This is a genomic window from Haloarcula salina, assembly GCF_049603855.1.
Lineage (GTDB): Archaea > Halobacteriota > Halobacteria > Halobacteriales > Haloarculaceae > Haloarcula > Haloarcula salina_A.
Genome location: NZ_CP187146.1, coordinates 1,083,253 through 1,099,879, shown reverse-complemented (window position 1 = coordinate 1,099,879; position 16,627 = coordinate 1,083,253). Strand labels below are relative to the sequence as shown.

Here is a 16,627-nt window from a genome sequence, read left to right as displayed (position 1 = left end):
AATGTCTTGTGCCGAGCGCCGGTGCGGTCGCTCGGGGACTCGAACGCGTCGGAAAAGTGACCTCCGCGAACGGCGTCAGATGTCGGACTCGAAGTCGTCGAGTCCGTAGGACGGCTCTGCACCGCGGCGGTCGAGCGTCTCGTTGGCCAGCAGCCAGTAGACGACCGACAGGGCCTTGCGCCCCTTGTTGTTCGTCGGGACCACCAGGTCGACGTTCGACGTGGTGTTGTTGGAGTCACACATCGCGATGACCGGGATGCCGACCGTGATGGCCTCCTTGACGGCCTGGGCGTCGCCGATGGGGTCGGTGACGACCACGACGTCGGGTTCGATGTAGCCGTCGTAGTCCGGGTTGGTCAGCGTGCCGGGGATGAACCGGCCCGTCCGGGCGCGCGCCCCGACGGCCTCGGCGAACTTCTCGGCCGGGAACCGGCCGTACTGGCGCGAGGAAGCGACCAGGATCTGCTCCGGTTCGTAGTTGGCCAGGAAGTCCGCGGCGGTGCGGATGCGCTGGTCGGTCATCGAGACGTCCAGCACGTAGAGCCCGTCGGTCCGGACGCGGTGGATGAACCGCTCCATGTCCTGGGTCTTTTGCTGAGTCCCGATGTGGACACCGGCCCCGAGGTAGTCCTCGACGGGGATGAGGAGGTCTGCCTCGGACTGCTCGTCGGGCATGACGTCCTCGTCGAGCTGCGGACCGGCGGCCTCCTCGGCCTCGTCCGCGGCGTCGGCGTCTTCGTCGGTTGGTTCTGCTTCCGACGCCTCGGCGGCGTCGTCGGCGGGCTGTTCGGCTTCCGTCTCGGTCTCTGCGTCGGCGTCGGCCACTTCCTCGTCCTCCTCGGACGGGTCGTAGTCGGACTCGGACGCGTCGAGACCCTCTTTTTCGTTGCCGCTCATACTGCGTTGTCCTCGATACGAATGAGTTCGTTCAGCTTGGCTGTGCGCTCGCCGCCGACCGCGCCGGTCTTGATGAACGGCGCGTCGGTGGCGACGGCGAGGTGTGCGATGGTCGTGTCCTCGGTTTCGCCGCTGCGGTGGGAGACGACCGACTCGTAGCCGCTCTCGGTCGCCAGTTCGATGGCGTCGACGGCGTCGGTCAGCGTCCCGATCTGGTTCGGCTTGATCAGGATGGAGTTGCCCGCGCCGGCCGAGATTCCGGCCTGCAGGCGCTCGACGTTGGTGACGAACAGGTCGTCACCGCAGACGAGCGTCTGGTCGCCGACCCGATCGGTCAGGTCCGCGAAGGCCTCGTAGTCGTTCTCGTCGAGGGGGTCCTCGACGTAGACGAGGTCGTACTCCTCGACCTTCTCGGCGATGTAGTCGATCTGCTCTGCGGTCGACTTGACGCCGTCGTCGTAGACGTAGCCGTCTTCCTCGTCGTCGTACAGCTCCGCACCGGCGACGTCGAGGCCGAAGGTGATGGCGAAGCCGAAGTCGTCCGCGACGGTCTCGACGGCCTCGTCCATGATCTCGAACGCTTCGTCGTCCGAAATCGAGGGAGCCCAGGCGCCCTCGTCGCCCTTGCCCGCTGGCAGGTCGCGGTCGGCCAGGATGTCGTGGACCTCCTGGTGGACCGCGGCGTTGGCGAAGACGGCCTCCTCGACGCTCGGCGCGCCGACGGGGGCCGCGAGGAACTCCTGGATGTTGGTCGCGTCCGCGGCGTGCTCGCCGCCGCCGATGATGTTACCCAGCGGCGTCGGGTACTCGTTGCCCCGGAAGGTGCCGCCGAGGTGCTGGTACAGCGGCGCACCGAGCACGTCGGCACCGGCTTTCGCGGCCGCCATCGAGATGGCGACGGCGCTGTTGGCCCCGATGCCGGAGAAGTCGTCCGTGCCGTCGGCGGCGTGCAGCGCCGCGTCGACGTCACGCTGGTTTCCGGCGTGCACCTCGCCGACGAGTCGCGGAATCGCGTCCTCGCGGGCGTTGGCGATAGCCTCGGTGGCGGGGAGCTCGATCGCCTCGTACTCGCCCGTGCTTGCACCGCTCGGTGCCTTGCCACGACCGAAGCCCCCGCTCTCGGTGAGGACGTCGGCCTCGACGGTCGCGTTTCCACGCGAGTCGAGGACGCGGCGGAGTCGTACGTCAGTGATGAGCGTCATCTAGTCACCTCGCTTGACCGTGAATGGCAGTACGCCAGCGTCGTACTCCTCGGCCGCGATGAGGATGGGCTGGGTGTGTTCCGTCTCGATGAGCACGGGAGCGCCGTGGGCCAGCTGCAGCGCTCGCGCGCCGAGCTTGCGGGCCTTCTCGTAGCGGCTTTCCTGTGCGTTCATTGGTAGGGTGAGACGATGTCGACGAGGTCTTTGTGCGAGACGAGCATCCGACGGCAGCAGTGCCGCTCGACGCCGAGTTCGTCGAGGACCTTCTCCGGGTCCTCAGGCTCCTCGGCCTCGCGGGTGCGCGCCTTGAACTCCTCCCAGTGCTCGCCGACGACGTTGCCGCAGGTGAAACACCGGACCGGTACCATCATACCTGGATCACCTCAGCGGTAGGATTTCTGGTAGCGGGCCCGAGCGCCGGGACCGCCCCACTTCTTGGATTCGGACTGGCGAACGTCGTTGACCAGCAGCGAGCGGTCGAACTCCATGTACGCGTCGCGGAGTTCGGCGTCGTTGGTGTGTTCGACGAGCCCGCGAGCGATGGCGGTCCGGGCGGCGTCTGCCTGCCCCATGACGCCGCCGCCCTCGACGGACACCTCGACGTCGACCTCCCCGCGGAGGTCGTCCTCGGCGATGCGGAACGGTTCCAGCATCTTGAGCTGTGCCAGCTCCGGGTCGACCAGTTCGACCGGCTGGGAGTCGATACGTACGCGGCCCTCGCCCTCGCGGATCGTGGCGCGGGCGACGGCGGTCTTCTTCTTGCCAGACGTGTTCGTTACCATGTCTTGTTCGCTCCGAGCGTTTCGCTGATTTCGCCCAGCGTGACGAACTTGATGTTCGACAGTCGGTCGAGAGACGTCCCGTCGAGGATCTCCGCTTCGACGGCTTCGCCGTCGCCTCGTGGGCTCCCGCCCACGCTGTCCTCGTCGTACGGGTTCCCGACGTAGGTGCGGACGTTCTCGAACGCCTCGCGGCCGCGTGCCTTCTTGTGTGGCAGCATACCGCGGATCGAGCGCTTGAGAATGCCGTCCGGTCGCTTGGGATAGAAGTACGCGTTGTCGTCACCGATGTCGACGCGCTTCTTGTACTTCTCCTTGATCTGGCCCTCTCGGCCGGTGATGACCGCGTGTTCGGCGTTGACCACGGCGACCGTCTCGCCGGCGAGCGCCTTCTCGGCGACCTGCGATGCGACACGGCCCATGATGCAGTCGCGGGCGTCGACGACGACGTCCGCGTCGAACTCTGCGATGCTCATCGGATCACCCGGACCTGGGAGCCTTCTGGGTTGTTTTCGATTGCCTGTTCGAGTGATACAGCCTCTCCGACCTGATCGATCTTCGTCTCGGCGGTTCCAGAGAAGTCGACTGCGGCGACGGTGACGTCCTTCTGCAGGACACCGGAGCCGAGCACCTTGCCCGGCACGACCACGGTCTCGTCTTCCTGGGCGTATCGTTCGATACGGCCGAGGTTGACTTCCGCGTGTGTGCGCCGTGGCTTTTCCAAGCGCTCGGCGACGTCGCCCCAGACAGCGCCGCCCGAACTGCGGGCGGCCGACTTCAGGTCGGCGATGAGACTACTGAGTCTCGGGTTCGTCTTGCTCATATGATTCCTCCGTTGTAGGAAAAGTGCAGGGAGCAGGATTTGAACCTGCGGACCCCTACGGGACAGCGCCCTGAACGCTGCGCCGTTGGCCAGACTTGGCTATCCCTGCTCGCATTGTTGCGTTTCGCGTGCCCCGTAAAACCCCTTTCGGTCCTCGCGCTCGGGGGGCGGGCGGTCATCGGCGTCGTGGGTGTGGTACGGGACATCGTAGCGTTACAGTTGGACTGCGTCTTTCAGTTCGGTCGCGCGGTCACGCAGCGTCTCGACCGCGCGCAGGACCAGTTCCTCGGTGGTGAACGAGCCGTCGGTCTCGACGTGGAACACGAACGCGTTCTCCACGTCGGTGACCTCGACCTCCTTGCCGGGATAGCGGTTCCGGAGGTCGTTGTCGAACTCGTCGGTCAGGACGAGCTCGCCGTTCTCGGCGTCGCCGGCGGCGTGTTCGGCCGCCTGTTCCTCGATGACACCACGCAGGATGTTCGGGTCGTCGTCCTCGAACTCACCGAGGTCGCCGACGACGTTCACGCGCTGGAGGTGGCGGTAGCCGACGGCCACGCCACCCTGGTGTTTCGCGTGTTCCCGACCGGTGTCGAGGACGGCGTCGGCCTCGACTTCGAGGCGCTGGCCGTCTTTCAGGTCGATGATCGGGATGTTGTCGTCGGCCGGCTCGACCATCGGGTCCGAGGAGACGAGGTCGCTGGAGTAGGCCGTGCTCGGCCCGTCGACGGACAGCGACAGCGTCACCTCGTCGCCGATCTCGAAGTCGTCGAGGTCGGTCGTGAGCGGGACCAGCCCCAGTCGGAGGCCGATCTGCTCGTTGAACATCACGCTGGTGTTCTCGATGACGCGGACGGTGTCGATACTGAACGTCGGCACGTCCGCGACCATCGCTCGCCGGATACCGTTGGCGAACGCCGGCGTGATGCCGCGCACGAGGACGCGTGCCTCGCGTTCACCGCGTTCGACGAACTCGACCTCGTAGTCCTGTGTCATTGGTTAGAATCCGGAGTTCTTCGGCGCGCGGGTGCCGTCGTGGGGCGTCGGCGTGACGTCCTCGATGCGGCCGATCTCCAGTCCGGCACGGGCCAGAGCGCGGATCGTCGCCTGCGCGCCCGGACCGGGCGAGGTCTGGAGGTTGCCGCCGGGGCCCCGAACCCGGACGTGGACGCCTTCCACGCCGCGGTCGAGGGCCTTCTCGGCGACGACCTCGGCCATCTGCATCGCCGCGTACGGCGACGCCTCGTCGCGGTTCTGCTTGACGACCGTCCCGCCGGAGCTCTTCGCGAGCGTCTCCGCGCCGGTCTGGTCCGTGATGGTGATGATCGTGTTGTTGAACGATGCGTGCACGTGGGCGATGCCCCAGATGTCTTCGGTTTCTTCGCTCATTCTTGGGCCTCCGCTCGCTCGGGGTGGAGTTCGTCCGACAGCGAGCTGTTCTCGTCGAAGCCGACCGTGTTCTCCACGGCGGTCTCGACGGTCATGCCGGGTCGGGTGACGCGGCCGCCGTCGAGGACGATGTGTCCGTGAACGATGAACTGACGCGCCTGCTCGGGCGTGTTCGCGTAGCCCTTGCGGTAGACGACGGTCTGGAGACGGCGCTCCAGCACGTCGGTGACGTCGAGCGACAGGACGTCGTCGAGCTGGTCCTGCTCGCTGAGGATGCCGTAGCGCTTGAGCCGGGAGAGGAACTCCTCGGCCTCGGCGTCGTGTTCGCCGGCGCTACCGAGCAGCTTCCGGGCCTCGCGGCGGTAGCCACGGAGCTCGGACTGCGCGCGCCAGAGTTCCTCTTTGTTCTTCAGGCCGTAGCGGCCGACGAGGTTCGACTCGTCGGCGATGCGCTCGCCCTGGAACGGGTGGTTCGGCGTCTCGTAGAACTTCGTGTTGGATCCGAGCGCCATTATTCGTCATCCTCCGCGGCGGCTTCCTCGGCCTGTTCTTCCTTGATGGCCTCGACGTTGACGCCGATGGTCCCCTCGGTACGACCGGTGGACTTGGTCCGCTGGCCGCGGACCTTCTGACCGCGCTTGTGGCGGATACCGCGGTAGGAATCGATCATCTTCATGCGGTTGATGTCCTGCCGGCGGGTCAGCTGAAGGTCGTTGCCGGTCTCGTGGGTGGTCTCACCGGAGAAGTAGTCCTTCTGGTGGTTGGCCATCCACTCGGGAACCTCGTCGGCGAAGTTCTCGACGTGGTCGACGACGCGTTCGATCACGTCGTCGTCGAGCTTGCCGAAGACCGCGCGACGGTCCACATCAGCCTTCTGGGCGATGATTCGGGCGGCCCGGTGGCCGATCCCGTTCAGTTCTGTCAGCGCACGCTCGACGGACTTGGTCCCGTCGAGGTCTGTCTGTCCGATACGGACGAAATAGCGGATGTCCTCCTCCTCTTCGGCATCCGCGTCCTCGCCCGCGTTGGGGTCTTCTGCACTCATATGTGGGTAATCGGTTTGGGTGAGCGTCGTGGCTGGGATTCGAACCCAGGAGGCTGTACGCCACAGAGTTAGCAACCCTGCGCCTTGGGCCAGGCTTGGCTACCACGACACACGCTTCGTCGACACTCGCGCCCGCAGCACGCGGACTCGGGGGCCGGTCCCCCTACACGAGTCTGTCAGACTGTATTCCGGGGTTGTATTTAAACGCAACGAAGGGCCGCGGCCGCGTGAATACGCGACATGCCAGGCAAGGCACATCGGAGCACGCATCGAGGGATCGGTGGGACACAACGCATACCAGCCATCATGCGGTAGCGTGGCACATGGGAACGAACGGGGCCGACAGCGACAGGATCGATCCGACAGACCGCGCTGCAGTCCGGGCGCAACTCGAACGGTTCGCGGGAACTGGCGGCGTCACCGAAGCCGACGACGGGACGCTCCGGGCCGACTTCGGCGGGAGAGCCCACGTCGCAATCGCGCCGGACGGTTCGCTCGACACGGGGATGGCCCTCCACGCGTTCGACGGACAGCCAGAGGTGCTCGTCTTCGATCACGGGAACGGGGAACTGCGAGCAGAACTGGACGGGGGGACGACCTACGTGTTCCGACGGCCATAATTGATCGGTACTTCGCGCGCGGGAGGCGATGACCCTGGCCAGAGTCTCCGTTCCACCGACGGACTCGGTCCGTCCCGTTGCCACTCGTCCCTTCACAATCCTTATCGCACCTCCGGGACCTACCCGTGGGCATGGATATCGACGACGTTCGCGAGCGACTTCGCGGGGTCAGCGACCCTGACCTCGACGGCGACATCGTCTCGCTCGGGCTGGTCAACGACATCGAGGTGACCGACGACGAGATCAGCATCGACCTCGCGCTCGGCGCGCCGTATTCGCCCACGGAGACGAGCATGGCGAACGCGGTCCGCGAGGCGCTGTCTGATACCGACCGAGAGATCGACCTCTCGGCGAGCGTCGACCGCGGCGTCCCGGAAGCCGAGGACCCCCTGCCGAAGGTCAAGAACGTCATCGCGGTCGCGTCCGGCAAGGGCGGCGTCGGGAAGTCGACCATCGCGGTCAACCTCGCCGCCGGGCTCGCACGCCTCGGCGCCCGCGTCGGCCTGTTCGACGCCGACGTGTACGGTCCGAACGTCCCGCGGATGCTCGACGCCGACGAGTCGCCGCGCGCCACGGAGGACGAGGAGATCATCCCCGTCGAGAAGTACGGGATGAAGCTGATGAGCATGGACTTCCTCGTCGGCAAGGACGACCCCGTCATCTTCCGCGGGCCGATGGTCGACAGCGTCCTCACACAGCTCTGGGACGACGTGCTCTGGGGCACGCTCGACTACATGATCGTCGACCTGCCGCCGGGGACCGGCGACACCCAGCTGACGATGCTCCAGCAGGTCCCGGTCTCCGGATCCGTCATCGTGACCACGCCCCAGCAGGTCGCGCTCGACGACGCGCGCAAGGGCCTCCGGATGTTCGGCCGCCACGAGACGCCCGTGCTCGGCATCGTGGAGAACATGTCGACGTTCGTCTGCCCGGACTGTGGCGGCGAACACGACATCTTCGGGAGCGGCGGCGGACACGAGTTCGCCGACGAGACGGAGATGCCGTTCCTCGGCGAGGTCCCGCTCGACCCGGCCGTCAGGGAGGGCGGCGACAGCGGCCAGCCGCTCGTGCTGGACGAGGACAGCGAGGTGGGCGAGGCGTTCCGGGACATCGCGGCCCGCACCGCGAACATGCAGGGCATCATCCACCGGAAGCGCCAGAGCGACGGGCGCGCCGCACAGCCGGAACAGTAACCCGAAAACGGCGGTCGCTCAGGGTCCGAGAGCGCAGAGAGAAGAACCGAGTTACGCTTCGACGGGGTTGTTCATCTTGCGGGTGACGTAGCCGGCGATGCGGTTGCGGACACCCTTGGACTCGATGTTCGTCAGTTCCTCGACGACGTCCTTGTTGTGTTCGAAGTCTGCGCCGAAGGCGTCGGGGTATCGCTCCATGAGGAGCGTCCCGGTCTTCTTGACGTAGGCGGGTTTGATTGCCATGCGCGCTACTTGCTCTGTGGCACTCAAAAAGGGTTCGGAACGGACCACGCACGCGAACGGTTATCAGGAAGAACGGGGCAACCGGTCCCCGTGCGCTGACCGTTACGGTGGCAGGGTTCGCGAGAGCGCGTCACGTCCTGCCACCGACCGCCGCCGTGACGCCTGTCCGCCACCACGCCAGCGTCGCTACCAGTCGGCGTCGACCAGTTCGCGAACCCGGTCGAACGCCTCGCGCTCGCGCTCGCTCCCCGCTGTCTCGACGACCGACTCGAAGTACGCGAGCCGAGAGCGCAGCGTCTCGCGGTCGTAGCTCGGCACGTCCAGCCGCGAGGCCGCGACCGTCGCCTCGACCACGGCTGCGTGACCGCGGTTCGTCGTCGGCACGATACGCCGATCGACCCCGACATCGACGGGTTCGAGCGCCCACTCGACCCATCGGGTGTCGCCTTCCGTCCCAGACGCCCGCCGCTCGACGGTGACCTCCGCCCACGCGTCCGCGCTGTCGAGCACGGGGTCAGCTTCCTCTCGCACCGAGAGTGCCGCCTCGGCGAAGTCGACTGGATCCCGCGTGAACTGGACGTAGCCCCCGCCGCGCTCCCGGAAGTTCCGCCACGTCCTGGTCCGCCCCCAGGTGGTCGCCGTCGCGGAGCCGTCGCCGTCGGGCGCGTGGACGCCTAGCGCGGCGAGGTTCCAGCGGTCGTTCGGTCCCAGCGTCGTGACGACCGTTTCGGTGACGCCGGCGAGTTCGACCGGCCAGTCTGCGTCCACACCCCCGTCGCGAGCGGCGTCGGGCGTCACACGACCAGCCCCTGTTCCAGCGCGACGAACAGCGCGCCGGCGACCAGGTCGGCGGTCGTCCCTGGGTTGACGTCCCTGTCGACCAGTTCCTCGGCGAGGTCGGTGACGTCCTCGTCGCCGTCGAGGACCGCCTGCGCTCGGCGCTGTACTTCCTCGGCCGTGGCGCGGTCCTGTCGCGTGACGACGAACGTGTCCGGTTCCGCGGCGAGGAGTTCGATGAACACGCGCGAGGCGCGGTCTGCGACCGGCCCCGAGTCGTCGCGGAGTCGCTCGGCCGCCGAGAACACGCGGTCGAACCCGGACGCCCACTCGGCCGCGACGCCGTCGACCTCGGCGCTCGATTCCATCACGTCGAACAGCGTCAGTTCGCGCGATTCGAGCACGGGTATCGCGTCGCTCCCGCGGCGAACGTCGAGTGGTTCGAGGCCGTCCGGCGGGTCGTCGACTGCCACGTCGACGTGTTCGAAGGCGCGGTAGAACGACGCCGCGTCGGCGACGGTCGTGTCCCTGACGACCGCGTCCACACCGTCCCGGCTCAGATCGTCCTCGCCGGCCGCGGCGACCAGCGGAGAGAGCACCAGCAGCGCGCCGAACTGCGTGTTCCCGGCCGACTGGCCGGACATCCCCTCGACGGCGTGCTCGAAGGCCGAGCCGATGGCGTCGCCAGCGGCCGCCCGCTCTAAGCCTGGACGCGCCCCCACCGCACCGGCCAAGAAGTGCTCGAACCGGAGGTCGTCGTACTCGCGCACGCGGTCGACGTTGCCCGGCTTCGGCGTGCCGGCGACCTCCAGCAAGAGCGCCAGTTCGGCGTTCTGCGCGACTGAGCGTTCGGTCATGGCCGCGCTTCCTCCGCGAACCACTCGTCGGTCGCCGTCCGCACCGCGCGGAGTATCTCGGGGTCGTCACTCGGACGCCCCACGCTGACAGCGTCCGCGCCGCAGGCGAGGTATTCTCGTGCCGTCTCACGGCCTCGGACGCCGTTGTTCGCGACGACGAACAGGTCGGTCACGTCGACGACGTCGGCGATCACCGGCTCCGAGTCCATCGCGTCGACGTGGAAGAGGTCACCGCCGGCCGACTCGACCGCCCGAGCGACCTCGGGGAGTGACACCCCCTCGACCTCCGCCCGGCCCTTCACCGAGACGGTCGCACCGGTCGCGGCCGCCGTCTCGACGAACTCGGCGAGGCGGTCCGTGTCCCGAAGCAGCGACTCGCCGGCCCCGGCGGCGCACATCTCGTCCTGTCGGCAATGGGCGTTCACTTCGAGGACCGCGTCGTGGTCGCGACAGACCCGTGCGGCGCGCTCGACCGGGCCTAGCGTCGCGCTTCGAACGTTGAACGCCGGGCGGAGCGGGGCGTCGGCGAGGGCCGCGAGCTGATCGTCGACGAACGCGACCGGGTCCGCAGGAAGGAACTCGGAGCGGTCGCGGCCGACCATCTCGCGAGCCGCCTCGCGCGTCGGGCCGTCGAGCGCGATGCCGCCGAGGAACGCACAGCCGACGTGGGACTCGACGGCACGCGCCCAGTCCGCGTCGGCCTCGCCGCTGAGGCTCGCCAGCGCGAGCCGGGGGTCGAACATCAGGCCACCTCCGAGAGCGCGGTTTCGACGGCCCGCGCGACTCGCCGGGAATCCGCGTCGTCGTCGAGCCTCGTGTCGGTCCTGACGACGGGCCTGTCCAGCGGTGTCGCATCGTCGTCGTCGAGCACGAAGGCGTCGGCGAACGGGTACGCCTCGGCGACGCCGGCCGTGCTCGGGTCGTAGCCGACGCCGTCCATCAGGTCCGCCGCCGGCCCGGAGAACACGGTGTCCTCGACGAACGGCGAGACGGCGACGACGGGCGTCTCACGGAGCGCCCGCTCGATGTCGTCGATCGCGAGTAGCGGCCCCAGCGAGGTGACAGGGTTCGACGGCCCGACGACGACGGGGTCGTCGAGCGCGGTCAGGACGGCGTCGGTCGCCTCGGCCGTGTCCGCACCCCGGAACTCGACGTCTTCGACCGTCGGCTCGCCGTTTCTGCCGACCCACCACTCCTGGAAGTGCATCGGTCCATTCGGGGTGTGAACGACGGTTGCCACGGGGTCGTCGCTCATCGGCAGCAGCGTCCGGTCCAGTCCGAAGGCGTCGGCGAGCGTACGCGTCGCCTCGGTCAGCGAGCGCCCCTCGTCGAGGAGCGAGGTCCGCGTGACGTGGACGGCGCGATCGCGGTCGCCGATGTGCATGAACTCCGCGACGCCGGAGAAGCGCCGCCAGCGGGCGATGTCACGGCCCGAGGTCTGGGCCTCGTCAGGGAGGTACCGCGGCCCGCCGGCCAGGCCAGCGGCGTCGGCGAGCCGCTCGAGTTCGTCGTGTGTCTCGGCGGTGTCGTCGGCGAGTCCCCACCACGTCTCGCGGTCGAGCACGTCGCCGTCCAGAAAGAGCATCGTATCGAGGTCGGGACAGACGAGGTGGCCGCCGAGTTCGATGTCGTCGCCCGTGTTGGCGACGACGGTCGTCTCGCGGGGGGCGAACACGTCGTCGGCTCCGGCGAGCAGCTTCGGCGTGCCCGTCCCGCCGGCCAGAAACGTCACCATGCTTCGACGTAGGGGCAACGGTCGGCATAAGCGTGGCCACTGACCGTCCATCGTCGCCTGTAGTATCCGGTGGAACCACCGGAGAATCAAGCGTGAGAACTGGGTGCATAAAGTGAAGTTTGTCCGTCGGATGCACTGTCGTAATGGGTGCGACCCCCGCCGTGAATCCACACCGCCTTGCGCCCGCCGCCCCCACCGAAGAGTTCGTCTACGGCTCGTGTAGCCCCGGCTGGCACACGGCCGCGACGCACCGCGACGCGGTCGACGACTGGATCGAACACGTCCGCGACCGAGACATCAAGCGAGTCTGCTGTCTGCTGCCCGGCCGACAGCTCGACGAAAACGGCGCCAACCTCGACCGCTATCGGGACGCCTTCGGCGAGTCGTCCGTCCTCCACGCGCCGGTTCCCGACTACCGCCTCGTCTCGCGCGACCGTCTCGAAGGCGACATCTTGCCGTTTCTCGTGGCCGCCCGCGACCGGGAGGAGCGCGTCGTCGTCCACTGCCTCTCCGGGATCGGCCGTACCGGTCAGGTGCTCGCCGCGTGGCTGGTGTACCACTACGACTACGGCCCCGACCGCGCCATCGAGACGGTCCAGGAGATGGGCCGCGACCCCGAGGAAGCCATCGAGGAGGGGAACGCGACACAATCGGACCTCTACGACCTGCTCGGCTCCGTCGCTCGGCTGTAGGTGGCGAACGACTTTGCCGGCCGCCGCCGTAGGCCACGCCGATGACCACGATCAAGGACAGCGTCCACGACCACATCGAGGTCCAGGGGGTCGCCGCGGCGCTGCTCGACACGCCGCCGGTCCAGCGGCTCAGGCACGTCTCACAGCTCGGGACGGTGACGCTCGTCTACCCCTCCGCGAACCACACGCGCTTCGAGCACTCGCTGGGTGTCTACCACCTCGCCGACCGGGCGCTGTCGCATCTCGGAATCGAGGGACAGCAGGCCGAGCGGGTCCGCGCGGCCGCGCTCCTCCACGACGTGGGCCACTCGCCGTACAGCCACAACGTCGAGGACGTGGTCCACCGCCGGACCGGGAAGTACCACGACGACGTGGAAGGCCTGCTCGGTGAGGGACCCGTCGCGCGGGTGCTGTCCGAACACGGGCTGAATCCCGACCGCGTGGCGGGCCTCGTCGCCGGTGAGGGGGAACTCGGCCAGCTGGTCTCCGGCGAACTCGACGTGGACCGGATGGACTACCTCGTCCGCGACGCCCACCACACCGGCGTTCCCTATGGGACCATCGACCACGAGCGACTTATCCGGGAGCTGAGCTTCGTCGACGGCGAACTCGTCCTCGACGAGGGCAACGTTCAGACGGCCGAGTCGCTCCTCCTTGCCCGAGCGCTGATGAACCCGACCGTCTACCAGCACCACGTCGCCCGCATCGCCAAGTCGATGCTCCGACGGGGGACCGAACGGCTGCTCGCGACGACGGACGCGACGGCCGAGGAACTGCGCCGCTGGGACGACAGCGACCTGCTCGTGGCGCTGCGCCGGTGTGAGGATACCAGTGGGTACGCCCGTCGCCTGACCCAGCGCGACCTGTACAAGCGCGCCGTCTGGGCTGAGCGAGGAGCCGTCCCCGACGACCTCCTGGAAGCCGACCGCGAGGCGGTCGGGGCGATGGAGGCGGATATCGCTAACACGGCGAATGTTGACGACGACGCCGTCGTCCTCGACGTGCCAGCCGAGCCGTCGATGACGGAGTCGAGCAGTCGCGTACTCGTCAACGGGGAGGTCCGCCGCCTCGGCGAGCAGTCGACGCTCGTCAACGCCATCCGCGCGGCCCAGCGCGACCAGTGGCGACTGGGCGTCTACGCGCCGGCCGACGAGAGCGAGCGGGTCGGCGAGGCCGCGATCCGCGAACTCGGCCTGGACCTCGACGGGGCCAGGGTCAGGGACGTTCGCCCGGGCATCCACGCGACCCTCGATGAGTTTAACTGACAGAGGAAGCGAAGGGGGAGTGTGATTCTCGAAGGGACGGTTCTGACGGGGCGGGACTTCGAGGCCGTCGAGGGCCGCGTCGTCGTCGAGGACGGACAGATCGAAGCCGTCGAGGAAGCGAGCGTCGACAGCGACGACATCGTCCTCCCGGCGTTCGTCAACGCCCACACGCACATCGGCGACTCGATCGCGAAGGAGGCCGGCGAAGGGCTCTCGCTAGAGGAGCTGGTCGCGCCGCCGGACGGCCTGAAACACCGACTGCTCCGGCAGGCCGACCGGGACGACCTGGTGGCCGCGATGGCGCGGTCGCTCTCGTTCATGGAGTCGTCGGGGACTGGCGCGTTCGTCGAGTTCCGTGAGGGCGGCGTCGACGGCGTCGAGGCGATTCGGGACGCACTGTCGGACTCGCCGCTGGAGAGCGTCGTCCTCGGACGCGAGACGACGGACGCGATGGAACTGGCCGACGGATTTGGCGCGAGCGGGGCCAACGACAGCGAATTCGGTGCCGAGCGACGAGCGACCCGCCAGGCCGGGAAGCTGTTCGGAATCCACGCCGGCGAGGTCGACAGTTCGGACATCAACCCCGCGCTGGACCTCGATCCAGACTTCCTCGTCCACATGGTCCACGCCGAACCGCTGCACCTCCAGCGGGTCGCGGACAGCGAGATCCCGGTCGTCGTCTGTCCGCGCTCGAACATCGTCACCGACGTGGGCCGACCGCCGGTCGAGGAACTTGCCGAGCGGACCACCGTCGCGCTCGGGACGGACAACGTGTTTCTCAACAGCCCCTCGATGTTCCGCGAGATGGAGTTCACCGCGAAGCTGTACGACCTCACCGCCCGCGAGGTGCTGCGGATGGCGACCGTCAACGGGGCCGAAATCGCGGGCCTCGACCGCGGCGTCGTCGAGGCGGGGCGACCGGCGAGCCTCCTCGTGCTCGACGGCGACTCGGACAACCTCACGGGGGCGCGAAACGCCGTCCGAGCCGCCGTCCGACGCGCTGGGACGGCCGACGTGAAGCGCGTCGTCCACCCCCAGTCGGACTAATTCTTATCAGTGCAGGAACAGTATTTGCGGCTGATGCCCTCCACCACCGACCGCGCTCTGAGTACACCGCTGAAAATACTGTTGTACGGCCTTCTGGGCGTCGTCTCGCTGGTCGTCGTCCTGACGGTCGTGAGCATCGTGTTCGAACTGCTGTGGAGCCTCGTCGGTCTCCTGTTCAGTATCGTCGCTCTGGCCGTCACCGTCGGCGTGCTGGCGGCTATCGGCTACGCCGTGTACTGGCTAACGTCGAGGGTTCTCGGCCAGGACGAGACGACAGCGTCGGCGACACAGACGCGGAGTACCGACAGAGCGGGGACTACCGGAACCGACGGAGCAGACCCCGTCGACAGACTCACAGAGCGCTACGCCAGGGGCGAGATAACCGAGGCGGAACTGGAACGACGGCTGGAACAGACGCTCGACGACCCGTCTGCCGACGACGATGCCGCTTCGTTCGAGCGGGACCGAGAACTGAACTAGGTCACCGTCCGTCTTATTTGTTGTATGCTATCGCATGCCAAACAACTATGCGCTCGGCCGGGCAAACGTACACTATGTACGGCAGGATACTGGTACCGACGGACGGGTCGGCCGGGATGGACGACGTGATCACACACGCCGGAACCCTCGCGAGGGCCCACGACAGCGAAGTGCACGCGCTCTACGTCGTCGACACCGGACGGTTCTCGACGCTCCCGGCGGAGACGACCTGGGAGAGCGTCACGACGATGCTGGAACGCGAGGGCGAGATGGCGCTCGAATCGTTCGAGCGACTGATCGGCGATGGGGTAACCGTGGAGGGAGCGGTCGTCGAAGGCGGACCCAGCAAGGAAATCGTCGAATATGCCCGCGATCACGACTGCGACCTGATCGTGATGGGGACCCACGGCCGCGGCGGCATCGACCGTCTCTTGCTCGGGAGCGTCGCCGAGCGCGTCGTCCGGTCGTCGGCCGTCCCGGTCGTGACGGTACCGGTATCGGCGACCGGGCGGGAAGAGCCAGACGGCGAACAGCCCGCCGGCGTTCCGCGGTGAGCAGTCCCTCTGGCGGCGAGCGCTCACTCGGACAGCGGGCGGAGATGCTCGCAGTCGCCCGCTGAGACGACTTCGGTACCCGTTCCTGTCTCGACCACGAGCGCACCGGGGAACTGCACGTCCACGGCCTCTCCTTCGACGGTTCTCGACGGCGTCTCGACGCGCACCCGTCGCCCGAGTGTGGTCGCGTACTCCCGCCAGGCGTCCAGCACGCCGTCCGGGTCGCGCCGGAGCGCGTCGAACTCCTCCAGCACCCGCTGGGTGAACGCCCGACGGTCGACCGGGTCGCCGCGCTCGGCCTGCAGGCTGGTCGGCCGCGCGTCGCCGGGCAAGTCCTCGGGGTCGACGTTCGCGTTGATCCCGATGCCGACGACGACCCAGGAGACGCGGTCGGCCTCGCCCTCCATCTCGGTGAGGATGCCGACGAGCTTTCGCTCCTCGTCGCCGCGGCGCACCAGCACGTCGTTTGGCCACTTGATGCCGGCGTCGACCCCGGCCTCGCGGGCCGCGCGGGTGACCGCGACGGCCGCGGCGAGCGTGAACACCGGCGCGTGGGCCATCGGTACGTCGGGCCGGAACAGCGCGGACAGCCAGATTCCGCCGCTCGGCGAGGACCACTCTCTATCGAGGCGACCCCGGCCGCCAGTCTGCTCGTCGGCCAGCACGACCACGTCGGACGCGCCTTCGGCGGCGAGGTCCCGAGCGCGGGCGTTCGTACTCGGGATACTGTCGTGGTACTCGACCGAGAAGGGCGCGTCGAGCCCGTACTCGACGGCGGCTTCGCCGAACTCCGGCACCGAGTCGAGGACGTACCCGTCGTCGCCGCTCTCGATCTCGAATCCCTCGTCGCGGAGCGCTTCGACGTGCTTCCAGATGGCCGAACGCGAGATGTCCAGTTGCTCGGCCAGCGTCGGTCCCGAGACGGGACCGTTCGCCAGCGCGTCGAGCACCCGGTGGCGTGTCTCTTGCATACCCGCGGCTTCGGCGGGCCGGACTAAAAGGAATCGGCAGACGCAGATGCCGTTTTGAACG

Annotated in this window: 24 protein-coding genes and 2 tRNA genes; 7 read left to right on the top strand and 19 right to left on the bottom strand. The window is 68.0% G+C overall.

Annotated elements, in window-relative coordinates; all coding sequences use genetic code 11:
- Positions 1-75: 75 nt before the first annotated feature.
- The 13 genes from rpsB to ACOZ4I_RS05665 form a co-directional block, all read right to left on the bottom strand.
- Positions 76-897 (bottom strand): 30S ribosomal protein S2, encoded by an 822-nt coding sequence (rpsB, locus tag ACOZ4I_RS05725; protein ID WP_424003893.1) that lies wholly within the window; start codon positions 895-897, stop codon positions 76-78.
- Complete coding sequence (eno, locus tag ACOZ4I_RS05720) at positions 894-2,099, bottom strand: phosphopyruvate hydratase (protein WP_424003891.1); 1,206 nt, start codon at positions 2,097-2,099, stop codon at positions 894-896. Before eno ends, rpsB begins: the two co-directional genes overlap by 4 nt.
- Positions 2,100-2,273 (bottom strand): DNA-directed RNA polymerase subunit K, encoded by a 174-nt coding sequence (locus ACOZ4I_RS05715; protein ID WP_162411669.1) that lies wholly within the window; start codon positions 2,271-2,273, stop codon positions 2,100-2,102.
- The gene (locus ACOZ4I_RS05710) at positions 2,270-2,470 is read right to left on the bottom strand and encodes a DNA-directed RNA polymerase subunit N (protein WP_004516797.1); all 201 of its coding nucleotides are present in this window, start codon (positions 2,468-2,470) and stop codon (positions 2,270-2,272) included. The genes ACOZ4I_RS05715 and ACOZ4I_RS05710 overlap by 4 nt, the downstream gene beginning before the upstream one ends.
- Positions 2,471-2,482: 12 nt before the next feature.
- The gene (locus tag ACOZ4I_RS05705) at positions 2,483-2,881 is read right to left on the bottom strand and encodes a 30S ribosomal protein S9 (protein ID WP_162411670.1); all 399 of its coding nucleotides are present in this window, start codon (positions 2,879-2,881) and stop codon (positions 2,483-2,485) included.
- A complete protein-coding gene (locus tag ACOZ4I_RS05700; protein WP_424003888.1) occupies positions 2,875-3,354 on the bottom strand; it encodes a 50S ribosomal protein L13 in 480 nt (159 codons plus the stop codon). Before ACOZ4I_RS05700 ends, ACOZ4I_RS05705 begins: the two co-directional genes overlap by 7 nt.
- Entirely contained in the window at positions 3,351-3,701 is a 351-nt protein-coding gene (locus ACOZ4I_RS05695) for a 50S ribosomal protein L18e (RefSeq protein ID WP_162411672.1), read from the bottom strand. The genes ACOZ4I_RS05700 and ACOZ4I_RS05695 overlap by 4 nt, the downstream gene beginning before the upstream one ends.
- 24 nt (positions 3,702-3,725) lie before the next feature.
- Positions 3,726-3,810, bottom strand: a tRNA-Leu gene (locus ACOZ4I_RS05690).
- A 104-nt stretch (positions 3,811-3,914) separates the two neighbouring features.
- On the bottom strand, positions 3,915-4,694 hold the full coding sequence (locus ACOZ4I_RS05685; RefSeq protein WP_424003886.1) for a DNA-directed RNA polymerase subunit D: 780 nt from the start codon (positions 4,692-4,694) through the stop codon (positions 3,915-3,917).
- 3 nt (positions 4,695-4,697) lie between these two features.
- The gene (locus ACOZ4I_RS05680) at positions 4,698-5,087 is read right to left on the bottom strand and encodes a 30S ribosomal protein S11 (RefSeq protein ID WP_162411674.1); all 390 of its coding nucleotides are present in this window, start codon (positions 5,085-5,087) and stop codon (positions 4,698-4,700) included.
- The gene (locus tag ACOZ4I_RS05675) at positions 5,084-5,599 is read right to left on the bottom strand and encodes a 30S ribosomal protein S4 (protein ID WP_424003884.1); all 516 of its coding nucleotides are present in this window, start codon (positions 5,597-5,599) and stop codon (positions 5,084-5,086) included. The genes ACOZ4I_RS05680 and ACOZ4I_RS05675 overlap by 4 nt, the downstream gene beginning before the upstream one ends.
- The gene (locus ACOZ4I_RS05670; protein WP_424003882.1) at positions 5,599-6,132 is read right to left on the bottom strand and encodes a 30S ribosomal protein S13; all 534 of its coding nucleotides are present in this window, start codon (positions 6,130-6,132) and stop codon (positions 5,599-5,601) included. Before ACOZ4I_RS05670 ends, ACOZ4I_RS05675 begins: the two co-directional genes overlap by 1 nt.
- Before the next feature lie 24 nt (positions 6,133-6,156).
- A tRNA-Ser gene (locus tag ACOZ4I_RS05665) sits at positions 6,157-6,241 on the bottom strand.
- A gap of 214 nt (positions 6,242-6,455) precedes the next feature.
- Here ACOZ4I_RS05665 and ACOZ4I_RS05660 point away from each other — a divergent pair.
- Positions 6,456-6,752, top strand: coding sequence for a hypothetical protein (locus ACOZ4I_RS05660; RefSeq protein ID WP_424003880.1), 297 nt, complete (start codon positions 6,456-6,458; stop codon positions 6,750-6,752).
- A gap of 131 nt (positions 6,753-6,883) precedes the next feature.
- The gene (locus tag ACOZ4I_RS05655; protein WP_424003878.1) at positions 6,884-7,945 is read left to right on the top strand and encodes an Mrp/NBP35 family ATP-binding protein; all 1,062 of its coding nucleotides are present in this window, start codon (positions 6,884-6,886) and stop codon (positions 7,943-7,945) included.
- A 51-nt stretch (positions 7,946-7,996) separates the two neighbouring features.
- On the opposite strand, the gene ACOZ4I_RS05650 is transcribed toward ACOZ4I_RS05655, so the two are convergent.
- The 5 genes from ACOZ4I_RS05650 to cofD form a co-directional block, all read right to left on the bottom strand.
- A complete protein-coding gene (locus tag ACOZ4I_RS05650) occupies positions 7,997-8,188 on the bottom strand; it encodes a 30S ribosomal protein S17e (RefSeq protein WP_004516807.1) in 192 nt (63 codons plus the stop codon).
- Between the two features lie 186 nt (positions 8,189-8,374).
- Positions 8,375-8,986 (bottom strand): DUF447 domain-containing protein, encoded by a 612-nt coding sequence (locus ACOZ4I_RS05645; RefSeq protein WP_424003875.1) that lies wholly within the window; start codon positions 8,984-8,986, stop codon positions 8,375-8,377.
- On the bottom strand, positions 8,983-9,822 hold the full coding sequence (locus ACOZ4I_RS05640) for a triphosphoribosyl-dephospho-CoA synthase (RefSeq protein WP_424003873.1): 840 nt from the start codon (positions 9,820-9,822) through the stop codon (positions 8,983-8,985). The genes ACOZ4I_RS05645 and ACOZ4I_RS05640 overlap by 4 nt, the downstream gene beginning before the upstream one ends.
- Complete coding sequence (locus tag ACOZ4I_RS05635; RefSeq protein ID WP_424003871.1) at positions 9,819-10,565, bottom strand: tRNA-dihydrouridine synthase; 747 nt, start codon at positions 10,563-10,565, stop codon at positions 9,819-9,821. The genes ACOZ4I_RS05640 and ACOZ4I_RS05635 overlap by 4 nt, the downstream gene beginning before the upstream one ends.
- Positions 10,565-11,557, bottom strand: coding sequence for a 2-phospho-L-lactate transferase (cofD, locus tag ACOZ4I_RS05630; RefSeq protein ID WP_424003869.1), 993 nt, complete (start codon positions 11,555-11,557; stop codon positions 10,565-10,567). Before cofD ends, ACOZ4I_RS05635 begins: the two co-directional genes overlap by 1 nt.
- Before the next feature lie 143 nt (positions 11,558-11,700).
- Here cofD and ACOZ4I_RS05625 point away from each other — a divergent pair, with 143 nt between their 5' ends.
- The 5 genes from ACOZ4I_RS05625 (at position 11,701) to ACOZ4I_RS05605 (ending at position 15,595) form a co-directional block, all read left to right on the top strand.
- A complete protein-coding gene (locus ACOZ4I_RS05625; protein WP_424003867.1) occupies positions 11,701-12,249 on the top strand; it encodes a protein-tyrosine phosphatase family protein in 549 nt (182 codons plus the stop codon).
- 41 nt (positions 12,250-12,290) lie between these two features.
- Positions 12,291-13,514 carry an HD domain-containing protein gene (locus tag ACOZ4I_RS05620; RefSeq protein ID WP_424003865.1) on the top strand — a complete coding sequence of 408 codons (1,224 nt, stop codon included), beginning with the start codon at positions 12,291-12,293 and terminating at the stop codon, positions 13,512-13,514.
- Positions 13,515-13,535: 21 nt separating this feature from the next.
- The gene (locus tag ACOZ4I_RS05615) at positions 13,536-14,561 is read left to right on the top strand and encodes an amidohydrolase family protein (protein ID WP_424003863.1); all 1,026 of its coding nucleotides are present in this window, start codon (positions 13,536-13,538) and stop codon (positions 14,559-14,561) included.
- 33 nt (positions 14,562-14,594) lie between these two features.
- Positions 14,595-15,041 carry an SHOCT domain-containing protein gene (locus ACOZ4I_RS05610; protein ID WP_424003861.1) on the top strand — a complete coding sequence of 149 codons (447 nt, stop codon included), beginning with the start codon at positions 14,595-14,597 and terminating at the stop codon, positions 15,039-15,041.
- A 74-nt stretch (positions 15,042-15,115) separates the two neighbouring features.
- Complete coding sequence (locus tag ACOZ4I_RS05605) at positions 15,116-15,595, top strand: universal stress protein (RefSeq protein WP_424003859.1); 480 nt, start codon at positions 15,116-15,118, stop codon at positions 15,593-15,595.
- Positions 15,596-15,618: 23 nt separating this feature from the next.
- Here the strand turns inward: ACOZ4I_RS05605 and ACOZ4I_RS05600 are convergent, their stop codons facing one another.
- Positions 15,619-16,566 (bottom strand): biotin--[acetyl-CoA-carboxylase] ligase, encoded by a 948-nt coding sequence (locus tag ACOZ4I_RS05600; protein WP_424003857.1) that lies wholly within the window; start codon positions 16,564-16,566, stop codon positions 15,619-15,621.
- Positions 16,567-16,627: the final 61 nt, after the last annotated feature.

Coding starts and splice junctions, on each gene's coding strand:
- ACOZ4I_RS05700 (WP_424003888.1), bottom strand. CDS start 3,354: ATGAGCATCGCAGAGTTCGACGCGGACGTCGTCGTCGACGCCCGCGAC.
- ACOZ4I_RS05680 (WP_162411674.1), bottom strand. CDS start 5,087: ATGAGCGAAGAAACCGAAGACATCTGGGGCATCGCCCACGTGCACGCA.
- ACOZ4I_RS05660 (WP_424003880.1), top strand. CDS start 6,456: ATGGGAACGAACGGGGCCGACAGCGACAGGATCGATCCGACAGACCGC.
- ACOZ4I_RS05675 (WP_424003884.1), bottom strand. CDS start 5,599: ATGGCGCTCGGATCCAACACGAAGTTCTACGAGACGCCGAACCACCCG.
- ACOZ4I_RS05600 (WP_424003857.1), bottom strand. CDS start 16,566: ATGCAAGAGACACGCCACCGGGTGCTCGACGCGCTGGCGAACGGTCCC.
- ACOZ4I_RS05625 (WP_424003867.1), top strand. CDS start 11,701: ATGGGTGCGACCCCCGCCGTGAATCCACACCGCCTTGCGCCCGCCGCC.
- ACOZ4I_RS05695 (WP_162411672.1), bottom strand. CDS start 3,701: ATGAGCAAGACGAACCCGAGACTCAGTAGTCTCATCGCCGACCTGAAG.
- ACOZ4I_RS05650 (WP_004516807.1), bottom strand. CDS start 8,188: ATGGCAATCAAACCCGCCTACGTCAAGAAGACCGGGACGCTCCTCATG.
- ACOZ4I_RS05640 (WP_424003873.1), bottom strand. CDS start 9,822: ATGACCGAACGCTCAGTCGCGCAGAACGCCGAACTGGCGCTCTTGCTG.
- ACOZ4I_RS05635 (WP_424003871.1), bottom strand. CDS start 10,565: ATGTTCGACCCCCGGCTCGCGCTGGCGAGCCTCAGCGGCGAGGCCGAC.
- ACOZ4I_RS05705 (WP_162411670.1), bottom strand. CDS start 2,881: ATGGTAACGAACACGTCTGGCAAGAAGAAGACCGCCGTCGCCCGCGCC.
- ACOZ4I_RS05620 (WP_424003865.1), top strand. CDS start 12,291: ATGACCACGATCAAGGACAGCGTCCACGACCACATCGAGGTCCAGGGG.
- ACOZ4I_RS05610 (WP_424003861.1), top strand. CDS start 14,595: ATGCCCTCCACCACCGACCGCGCTCTGAGTACACCGCTGAAAATACTG.
- ACOZ4I_RS05655 (WP_424003878.1), top strand. CDS start 6,884: ATGGATATCGACGACGTTCGCGAGCGACTTCGCGGGGTCAGCGACCCT.
- eno (WP_424003891.1), bottom strand. CDS start 2,099: ATGACGCTCATCACTGACGTACGACTCCGCCGCGTCCTCGACTCGCGT.
- ACOZ4I_RS05605 (WP_424003859.1), top strand. CDS start 15,116: ATGTACGGCAGGATACTGGTACCGACGGACGGGTCGGCCGGGATGGAC.
- cofD (WP_424003869.1), bottom strand. CDS start 11,557: ATGGTGACGTTTCTGGCCGGCGGGACGGGCACGCCGAAGCTGCTCGCC.
- ACOZ4I_RS05710 (WP_004516797.1), bottom strand. CDS start 2,470: ATGATGGTACCGGTCCGGTGTTTCACCTGCGGCAACGTCGTCGGCGAG.
- rpsB (WP_424003893.1), bottom strand. CDS start 897: ATGAGCGGCAACGAAAAAGAGGGTCTCGACGCGTCCGAGTCCGACTAC.
- ACOZ4I_RS05715 (WP_162411669.1), bottom strand. CDS start 2,273: ATGAACGCACAGGAAAGCCGCTACGAGAAGGCCCGCAAGCTCGGCGCG.
- ACOZ4I_RS05685 (WP_424003886.1), bottom strand. CDS start 4,694: ATGACACAGGACTACGAGGTCGAGTTCGTCGAACGCGGTGAACGCGAG.
- ACOZ4I_RS05670 (WP_424003882.1), bottom strand. CDS start 6,132: ATGAGTGCAGAAGACCCCAACGCGGGCGAGGACGCGGATGCCGAAGAG.